This is a genomic window from Peribacillus frigoritolerans (assembly GCF_030676415.1).
Classification (GTDB): domain Bacteria; phylum Bacillota; class Bacilli; order Bacillales; family DSM-1321; genus Peribacillus; species Peribacillus frigoritolerans_A.
Window position 1 is genome coordinate 121170 of the sequence record NZ_JAUUTW010000012.1, and the last position, 9874, is coordinate 131043.

Genomic DNA, 9874 nt, shown 5'->3' on the forward strand with positions numbered 1-9874 from the left:
CTCCAATCAGTATCTTTTCTGGAATTTGTTACGGATTATGACAGCTATCGAATTCATTAAGATTAACAGAGCAAGTAAAACGATGATACCTGCAGCCGCAACCTGCTGGAATTCCTCCTGTGGCCGTGATGTCCAGTTATAGATTTGCATCGGTAGCACCGTAAATGTATCCATGACCGATTGCGGTAAAAAGGCGATGAACAACGGGATACCAACCACCACTAATGGTGCCGTTTCCCCAATCGCCCGGGATAAAGCGAGTATTCCACCTGTCAAAATACCAGGTATCGCAGCTGGAAGAACCACTTTCAAAATCGTCTGCCATTTTGTTGCACCCATTCCATAAGAAGCTTCCCTTAAATCTCGCGGTACAGAACGTATGGCTTCCTGAGCTGCAACAATGATGACTGGCAAGACGAGTAGACTCATCGTCAAACCTGCTGCCAACACAGAGCGATCCAAAGCTAAAGCCCTAACGAAAACCGTCAAACCGAGCAATCCAAATACTATTGACGGAACACCAGCCAGGTTGGATATATTTAACTTTATAAAAGTGGTGATCCAATTCTTTCGTGCATATTCCTCTAAATAAATCGCCGTTCCCACACCGAGAAGAAGGGAAAACGGGGTTACGACGGCCATTAACCATATAGAACCGATAAGAGCTGCCTTTACACCAGCCTCTTCCGGTCTCCTTGAAGCGAAATTCTGGAAGAAATCTAAATTCAAATGACCAATTCCTTGAGTCAATATCCGATAAAATAAGATGGCCAATACCAGAAGGCCAAATAAGGTTGCTAAGAAGAATAAGCCTTTACATATCGAGTTAACCGCCAGCCGAGTGGGCATTTTTTTTACAACATGATTTTTGTTTATCAGTTTCATGTTTTAATATTCCTCCCTGAACTTGCGGGAGATGAACTGCGCCAGTAAATTCATAATAAGCGTAAAGACGAACAGTGTCATTCCAACCGCATATATGCTGTAGTAAATCGTTGTCCCATACCCTGCGTCCCCAGTACTCACCTGTACGATATAGGCAGTCATCGTTTGAATAGAATTTGTGACGTCCATACTCATACTTGGAGTCGATCCACCTGCGACACTTACGATCATGGTCTCTCCAATTGCTCTGGATAAAGCCAGGACAATTGATGCAACGATACCGGACATGGCCGCGGGCAATGCCACTTTAATCGTCGTTTCCAGTTTCGTAGCACCTAGAGCATACGCACCTTCACGAATCGATTTCGGCACTGAGACAAGTGCATCTTCTGATAAAGAGGCAATCATGGGCATGATCATGATTCCTACCACGATCCCGGGACTAAGGGCATTGAACATGTCAAGGGAAGGGAATATATCCCGCAATACCGGCGTTACAAAGGTTAAGGCAAAGAAGCCGTAAACGATAGTAGGGATTCCAGCTAAAACTTCTAAAATCGGCTTAATGATTCTCCGTGTTTTCTCTGATGCATATTCACTCAAGAAAATGGCAGTTGCAAGACCTACCGGAACTGCAACTAATGCCGCTATTACCGTTACCTTTAACGTACCTATAACAAGTGGCATAATCCCATAGGAAGGCGTGGATGCAAAGGGTAGCCATTTTTGTCCTGTTAAAAACTCCACGATGGACACTTTCTCAAAAAATATAAAAGTTTCAAAAATCAACGTAAGGACTATCCCAATGGTTATAAATACAGAAATCACCGCTGTAAGGAACAACAGCTTAGGAATGATTTTCTCTATATTCCATCTTTTTTTGCTTTTCTTTTCTAGAATCAATCGCTGTACAGAATAGGTATCTGTTTGTTTCGGTTCCAACATGTATCCTCCATTCAGACACGCAATATTAAGGGGCTACCCAATCCCTCTATTTATAAGAAGAGGTTGGGCAGCCTGTTAAATAGATTATTTTTTTAGTTCGTTCAATTTTTCAAGATCCTTTTTGTACTCTTCTTCAGGTAAGCTGACGTAGCCTACTTCTTCAGAAAGCTCTCCAGCATTTTCAATGACGAATTGAGTATAATCAGCCACTTGTTCCTTTTCAGCTATACTTTTATTGGATACATATGTGTACAGAGGACGAGACAGTGGTGCATACTCTCCGCTTTTAATCGTTTCATGGGTAGGCTCAACAGCACCCTTACCATTATCAATGGATACAACTTTTAATTTATCCTTATTTTCTGCATAGTAAGCAAATCCAAAGAAACCAATCGCATTTTTATCACCTTCAACACCTTGTACAAGGACATTATCATCTTCTGAAAGCGTAGCGTTTTCCACCATCGGTTTTTCTTCAAGGATCACTTCATTGAAATAATCATATGTGCCTGAATCTGTTCCCGGAGAGTAGAATTTAATTTCTTCCTTCGGCCATTCCGGACGTATATCAGACCATTTCTTCACTGAGCCATTGTCAACCCAAAGCTTTTTTAATTCGTCAACTGTCATTTTATCGATGAACTCATTATCTTTATTGACAACGATAGAAATACCATCAAACGCAAGTTTCATTTCTGTATACTTAACTCCCTTTTCATCAAGTAACGCACTTTCTTCGTCTTTGACTGGTCGGGACGCATTACTTAGATCCGTTTCACCAGCGATGAATTTTTTAAATCCGCCACCTGTTCCCGATGATCCTACAGATACTTTAACATCAGGTTGTTCCGCCATATATTCTTCAGCAACTGCCTCCATTATTGGAAACACAGTCGATGAACCATCCATAATCACTTCGCCCTTGAGTTGATCTGAAGCCGTTTCATTTCCTTTACCGCTGTTTGTAGTATCATTAGATCCACATCCAGCTGCCACTGCGATTACTCCACCCATTACTGCAGTCATTGCCATAAATTTGAAACGTCTCATTTGTATATCCCCCTAAGAATTTTATATGAATATTTTGTCCTACTATCACATCATACGTTTGGACTGTAAATACCGTTTAAAGCAATTGTAAAGGTTCAGTAAATAATTGTTTATATATTGTAAAGGTAGTCAGAAAGTAATTAACAGTATCTCATACTTTAATCACTCTCTTATTTTGTGCCCAGTGGGCTGTTTACATGAGCGGAAAATTACTCCAACTCCATCTGAAGTGATTATAAGTCTTTTTCATAAGGGGAAAGTGCAAAGGTCGAGGCATGCTGATAGCATGACAGCCCTTATCAATTTTACTTTATGACAAAAAAACACGTTTTCGGTTTTACCCAAAAACGTGTTTTAACCTTTTATTCATTTTCCTGACTTTTTCTAACTTCAGCCTGGTCCTTTTGAACGTCTTTACCATTCTCCACTTTTAAATCAGTCGAGGTCTCGGTATTTTCCTTCTTAGCCCGTTCTTTTTTCAGTTCGAAATAAGTATCCATGATTTCTTCACTTATTTCTTTACTCATGCTATGGCCCGTATGTCCTTGGTAAGCCCAAGGCACAACGACCGCAAAAGCGACCTCTGGATTTTTGGCAGGGGCATAGCCAACAAGCGTGATGTTCATCGTTTCTTGGGGCTCGCTATAATCCATCCGGTTCGGGCCGTCATAGAATGCTTCCGCCGTCCCGGTTTTAGCTGCCACTGTATACGATTTTTTCCCAAAATAGGTATAAGCCGTTCCGCCTTGTTCCATCGCAACTTTCTCGAAACCGCTCTGAACACGTTCAATCCATTCTTCCTTCATATCAAGACGATTAAGGACAGTCGGTGAAACGTCTTCGGCAACGGGTCCCAATTCCTCATTATTATCAACCGGATCGCGGATTTCCTTAACCATATGCGGCTTTATGCGGTTACCGCCATTTGCAATGGCTGAAACATATTGCACGAGCTGCATTGGTGTGTACGTATCATACTGTCCGATAGCAAGGTCAAGCAGTTTACCAGGAGATGTTTCGGAACCTTTGAATCCACTCATCTCATTCGGAAGATCAATCCCCGTACGGACTCCCAAACCAAACTGGGCGAATGAATTCCGCATGGTCGAAAAGGCGCTTGAACTAATATTCAAAGGTTCATTCGGCACATAATGCGCACCCGCAATATTAATTGCCGTTCTGAACATATAAACGTTCGAAGATACTTTCAATGCAGTCAAATCATTAATGTTCCCGAAGTCACTATATGAACCTTTTGCTGGTGTACCTTTGATTTTCAACTTCGTATCATAAAAGTACGTACCCGGCTGGATCGCACCTTGCTGATAACCGGTTAAAACGGTAGCACCTTTCACTGCAGAACCCATTGTATAGGAAGTCGTGATATTTCCCAATGCAAAGTCCTCGATCGAGGATTTCCCTTTTGAATCCTTCTCATATTTCTTCCCAGCCATCGTTAATACTTCCCCTGTATCGGGATCCATCATGACGACAAAGGCCCTGTCCAAGAATTTGGTGTTACCCAATTTTTTCTTGGCAATCAATTGCTTTTCAATGATTTCCTCTGTTGCAAGCTGTAAATCCATATCAACTGTCAATATAAGATCTTTTCCCCGCGAACCTTCAGTAATCACTTCGGAATCGACGACATTTCCTGATTTATCGGTGACATTCCTTACCTTAGCTTTCTGCCCTTGGAGGATATCTTCATATTGCGCCTCAATATAACTCTTACCTACACGGTCATTACGGCTGTAATCACGTGCAAGGTAGTAGTCCAGGCTTTCACTAGGCAAGCCTTCTTCAGATGAGGAAACTTTACCCAATACAGATTTAAGTGTTTTATTATATGTATAAAAACGATCCCAATCTGTTGATATATCGACCCCTGGGAGCGAATCAAGGTTTTCACTCACCTTGGCGAATTCTTCTTTTGTTACTTCCTTGTTTTTCACAATTTGCGGGGTAAGAGCATATCCGCTTGCAAATTCCCTATAGATGGCAAGGACTTCCAGATCTTTTTTCGAAAGCTTCATTTCATCTAAAGTAATCCGATCAAGCTGAAGCTTATACAAATCACTTTCTTCCATCTCGCCCTCTTCCACTTTTTTCCTCTCTTTATCGGTAATCTTTTTCTCGGCCAACTTTGGATTATTTAAAATCCAAAAATCCTTTTTATCGCGCTCAGTCACTTTATCTGTTTCCTTTTCGATCAACTTCGCGAGTTTCTCAGCCGTTTCCACCATTTCTGTTTGTTTCGTACCTTGCTTTCGTGTATATGTAATTGCATCCAGTGGTTGGTTATCGACCATCAGTTTTAAATTCCGGTCATACATTTTCCCACGGGGCACCGAATTATTCACGGTCACTTCCTCTGTTCTTTCAATCTCACGCCGGTAATCATCACCATAAACAATCTGTACAACACCCAAGCGTAAAATTAAAGCGGAAAACAAAACAAACACTAAAAAGAAAAGAATATTCAATCTGAAAGGCACATGCGTCTTTTTCTTTTTCTTTTTATTCACACTAAGCCACACATCCTTTTTACATAGTCATAATAGTCCTATACTATTCTATAGAACATTTATATTTTTTTCTACCTTAGTGTTCTAGAAATATTAAACATCTAACGAACTTTACATAAAAAGTGACTTACGGCTCATAAATCCTAAAACTGTAAGTCATGTATATTGAAAAGAGGCCTCTAAGGCCTCTTTTCAATCTTGGTCAATGATATCGATTTTCCGTACAAACAAATATATCACGGTATGCCCTGCACCGACGATTAACAGATAAATCGGCAGTACTTCCTTTAGGTCGAATAACATGACGGAAAGTATGAATCCTGATATCGATACAATCCTTCCAATATGAACGAACAGTTCCCGGACAACGATATATTCAATCCTCATTTCCGCTGCTTTCCAAGCGCGGCCTATTATGTCATAAGTCAATGAAATATAAGGGACCAAAAGAATAGGGTAAGCTGAAGCGACAATCGCCCCATAAATGAGAAGTTTCCCAAATGTGATATCAAATGCAATCAATAAGACCCCTGCATACAACAGGACCCCTCCAATAAGAATCGCCTTTTTTCGCATCGGCTGTTTTATATACCGTGAAGCTAAAAAATACGCAACGAATGATATGGCCGAATTTAACAGACCATAGCTCCCTAAGGCAAGTTCACTATCCGTCTGAATGAAAACGGTAATCGAAATGATGAACATGAATGTGCCCTCTCGTATCCCTTGAAAAAAGTGAGCACGAGTGATTAAGAGCCAATTCCGATTATTTTTCCGTTCCTGCAATATCCGAAAGAAGCAGTATCTGCCATGAGCTGGACGTCTTTTTAACGAAAAGCTAAGAAACACCGCAACGGAAAACAATAGTAAAGACAATCCGAATACAATGGAATATCCCGTGAATTTTTCAAGCCTCGAAATGATGAACCCTGAAAGAATCGGACCGACCATGCCCCCAAGGGATGATAAAATCCCTAAAAAACCATTGAAGAAATCCCTTGTTTCCGGTTCAGTTATCTCAAAAGTCAAGACATTATAGGCAAGCCAATAAAACCCATAACCGATTCCTAACAATCCGCCAAGCAACCAAAGGAAATCCGTTGCCCGTGTGCCGACCAATAGGACTGATAAATAAAATAGGGCCAAAAAGATAACACCCAGACGCAAAACAATAATTCGATCAACCTTTTTCGCCAGCCTGCCAGCAAAGACAAAAGTAAGCGGTTGAAAAAGCACTACGGTAAGATTATATACGGCAATATCAACAATTTGACCGGATTGTTTCCACAAGTACACATTAACGAATGTATTGGATAAAGCAATACTTAGGCTGTACAGCCCGCCAATAAACAAAAGGAGGTGCAGATCCTTCTTCCCTCCCGCTTCACCCAACCATCTCTCTAAAATACCCATTGTTTTAACTCTCCTTTAAATTCCACTCTAGTGTTTGAAAAAACAAAAGAATTTATGTAAAAAAAGGTAAAGAAAACTCTTCGATTGGCGAGGCAGGATGACGATGACAGAGAAGTAGTTACCCTTATACTGTTTTCCTTTTGAACTTGAACAATAACAGTATAAAGAAAACTCTTCGATTGGCCAGGCAGGATGGCGATGACAGAGAAGTAGTTGCCCTTATACTGTTTTCCTTTTGAACTTGAACAGTAACAGTGTAAAGAATACTCTTCGATTGGCGATGACGAAGGGGATGTTCATGAATTTGGAGTGTTTACTCTTGAATTTGGCTTTTACTCGTGAGTTTTGAGCTTTTACTCGTAATTTTTTAGGATTTTACTCGTGAGTTTTGAGCTTTTACTCAGGAGTTGGAGTGTTTACTCTTGAATTTGTACGTTACTCGTGAATTCGATGCTTTTACTCGTGAATTTCGGGCTTTTACTCGTGAGTTTTGAGCTTTTACTCGTGAATTTGAAGAGTTTACTCGTGAATTTGTGCGTTTCTCGTGAATTTGCAGCTTTTACTTGGAATTCACAGCTTTTACTCGTGAATTTCTTTCACTCCTTTTGGCGAAACAGCAATACGAGTGCCCTTATATTGTTTTTCTTCAATGTTCCCGTTCGGATTAAAGAAACAAAAAAAAGACAGGATTCCTTTTCACAAAAGGAATCCTGTCTTTTTTATTTACAAATTATTTTGCAGCGCTGTAACGTTTTGCAACTTCATCCCAGTTTACAACATTCCAGAAAGAATTGATGTATTCAGGACGGCGGTTTTGGTAGTTTAAGTAGTAAGCATGTTCCCAAACGTCCAATCCAAGAAGCGGTGTTTTACCTTCTGATAATGGATTGTCTTGGTTCGGTGTACTTGTTACTTCCAACTCGCCATTGTTGACTGCAAGCCAAGCCCAGCCAGATCCAAAACGAGTAGTAGCCGCTTTAGCGAACTCTTCTTTAAAGCTGTCAAAGCTTCCGAATTTTGAAGTGATAGCATCCGCTAATTCACCAGTTGGTTGTCCGCCGCCGTTAGGTGAAAGGATTTCCCAGAATAGAGTGTGGTTAGCATGTCCGCCACCATTGTTGCGTACAGCTGTACGAACAGCTTCAGGTACTGCGTCAAGGTTAGCTACGATTTCTTCAACGCTTTTGCTTAGAAGTTCTTGGTTGCCTTCTAGCGCATTGTTCAGGTTTGTCACATATGTGTTGTGATGTTTAGTGTGGTGAATGTTCATTGTTTCTTTGTCGATGTGTGGTTCTAATGCATCATATGCATACGGTAATTGTGGAAGTTCAAAAGCCATAATAAAATTCCTCCCTATGTAAGCTGTTTTTTTTGAGGGCTCCAGTTCTCGAAAGATACCTAAAGCTCGCTAGCAATAGAGTATCAAATTTTTGTAAACGTTTCAAACCTTATGCCTCAATTTTTCATTTTTCGATTATATTTCCTATGAGAATACCACGAATATAAAATATCCAATCATTAGAAGTTGAATGATGCCTTTTGTGATTACGCTGCTTATAAAGCCTACAACGGAACCAAGGCCGATTTTGGAAGCAGTGACCGGGTCTTTTTTATGTACTAGGATCTCTGCCAGGAATGCCCCGATGAATGGACCTATTAGTATTCCGACGAAAGGAATCACGAATGGCCCGACCAGAAGCCCAATCGTACTGCCCCAAATTCCCGCTTTCGTGCCGCCATACTTTTTGACCCCGACCATGTTCGCAATATAATCAGCTGCGAATAAAAGGATGACGAATAAAATTTGGACCGTCCAGAAAAACCAGCCAAATGGTTCAAAAGAATAAAATAGTCCATATAACAATAATCCGCCGAAAATGAACAAAACACTTGGGATGATTGGAAAAATCAGACCGACAAATCCCATTATGAACATGAGGGTAATTATTATCCAAAATAGTGTATCCATAACTAAAACGCCCCTTTCTCATTTCATTTATAATTTGACTTTATCTCTCCATAATTACCTCATTACTGATGGTTGAAACCAATGAAGCAGAATACAGGTTGTTTTATTTTTCCCATATAGTTAAAATTGGTTAGGAATCTTATATAGTTAGGTGCTGAAAACATTGAACATATTCAAACAACTGTGGGTAAGCTTATATTCTCCTAAAGATATCGCTTCCTTTCAAAACCAAGGGATCGGGAAAACGATTTTATTCGTTTTCTTTATAAGTCTCATCGCCTTTCTCCCTTCAGCTTTTTATTTCGGTACAATGATAGTTGACGGGATAGATGCCATGCACGAAACAGTATCCGAAGACTTACCGGCATTTGAAATCAAAAATGGCACGTTGACGACTGAAAATGATGAGCCATTTAGCCTGAATAAAAACGGTTATCAAATTTTTGTAGATGGCACGGGAGCCTTGACCCCGGAAGAAGTAGCTGCACAAGCTGATGAGGCTGTCGCGCTTTTAAAGTCTGATCTGGTTTTCGTATCCGGGGGCAGCGTGCAATCCTCTCCATATTCAGTTCTGGAGGGAGATAATCAGGAAATATCCACTTGGCTTGATTCAGTTGAATCTGTGCTGCCGATCATCCTTCCATTGCTTCTACTTATATTATACCTGTTTACTGCTAGCGGAATCTTCATTAAAGTGACAATCCTTGCTGCATTCGGTCTTTTTTTCAAAAATGCTCTTGGCCGTCCTCTTTCCTATAGGCATCTTTGGAGAATTGGTGCATACAGCATAACACTTGCCACCATATTCTTCACCATCATGGATGCTTTTCAAGCAATTGTACCATTCGCTTCCATCATTAGCTGGTTTGTAACATTGATGATGTTATATTTATCCATTAAAGAAACATCAGCCAATAAGATCGGAAATTGACATTAAAAAAGATCCGGACCCACCTGTGAACTGCACCCCAATTGTTAGACAACATCTAACAATTGGAGGTGCAGTTTTTTTGACTAAATATACGATAGACGAAAAATCAAATGCAGTTTTAGAGTACTTAGAAGGGAAAAAATCCTATAAATC

Annotated in this window: 8 protein-coding genes; 1 reads left to right on the forward strand and 7 read right to left on the reverse strand. The window is 40.3% G+C overall.

The features are described from left to right. Window positions 1–6 precede the first annotated feature (6 nt). The 7 genes from pstA to Q8G36_RS13510 form a co-directional block, all read right to left on the reverse strand. Entirely contained in the window at window positions 7–885 is an 879-nt protein-coding gene (pstA, locus tag Q8G36_RS13480) for a phosphate ABC transporter permease PstA (protein ID WP_251430868.1), read from the reverse strand. Window positions 886–888: 3 nt separating this feature from the next. Then, complete coding sequence (pstC, locus tag Q8G36_RS13485) at window positions 889–1827, reverse strand: phosphate ABC transporter permease subunit PstC (RefSeq protein WP_370694055.1); 939 nt, start codon at window positions 1825–1827, stop codon at window positions 889–891. 87 nt (window positions 1828–1914) lie between these two features. Beyond that, entirely contained in the window at window positions 1915–2880 is a 966-nt protein-coding gene (locus Q8G36_RS13490) for a PstS family phosphate ABC transporter substrate-binding protein (RefSeq protein WP_251430862.1), read from the reverse strand. 362 nt (window positions 2881–3242) lie between these two features. Further along, window positions 3243–5408 carry a peptidoglycan D,D-transpeptidase FtsI family protein gene (locus tag Q8G36_RS13495; protein ID WP_305160651.1) on the reverse strand — a complete coding sequence of 722 codons (2166 nt, stop codon included), beginning with the start codon at window positions 5406–5408 and terminating at the stop codon, window positions 3243–3245. A 192-nt stretch (window positions 5409–5600) separates the two neighbouring features. Continuing rightward, window positions 5601–6821, reverse strand: a complete 1221-nt coding sequence (locus Q8G36_RS13500; protein ID WP_305160652.1) for an MFS transporter — start codon at window positions 6819–6821, stop codon at window positions 5601–5603. 730 nt (window positions 6822–7551) lie between these two features. Further along, window positions 7552–8160 carry a superoxide dismutase SodA gene (gene sodA / locus Q8G36_RS13505; protein ID WP_034308436.1) on the reverse strand — a complete coding sequence of 203 codons (609 nt, stop codon included), beginning with the start codon at window positions 8158–8160 and terminating at the stop codon, window positions 7552–7554. 144 nt (window positions 8161–8304) lie between these two features. After that, window positions 8305–8790, reverse strand: coding sequence for a DUF456 domain-containing protein (locus Q8G36_RS13510; protein ID WP_305160653.1), 486 nt, complete (start codon window positions 8788–8790; stop codon window positions 8305–8307). 163 nt (window positions 8791–8953) lie between these two features. Between Q8G36_RS13510 and Q8G36_RS13515 the strand changes: the two genes are divergently transcribed. Further along, complete coding sequence (locus Q8G36_RS13515) at window positions 8954–9721, forward strand: DUF1189 domain-containing protein (RefSeq protein ID WP_305160654.1); 768 nt, start codon at window positions 8954–8956, stop codon at window positions 9719–9721. The last annotated feature ends 153 nt before the right edge of the window (window positions 9722–9874 follow it).

Coding starts and splice junctions, on each gene's coding strand:
- pstA (WP_251430868.1), bottom strand. CDS start 885: ATGAAACTGATAAACAAAAATCATGTTGTAAAAAAAATGCCCACTCGG.
- Q8G36_RS13490 (WP_251430862.1), bottom strand. CDS start 2,880: ATGAGACGTTTCAAATTTATGGCAATGACTGCAGTAATGGGTGGAGTA.
- Q8G36_RS13500 (WP_305160652.1), bottom strand. CDS start 6,821: ATGGGTATTTTAGAGAGATGGTTGGGTGAAGCGGGAGGGAAGAAGGAT.
- sodA (WP_034308436.1), bottom strand. CDS start 8,160: ATGGCTTTTGAACTTCCACAATTACCGTATGCATATGATGCATTAGAA.
- Q8G36_RS13510 (WP_305160653.1), bottom strand. CDS start 8,790: ATGGATACACTATTTTGGATAATAATTACCCTCATGTTCATAATGGGA.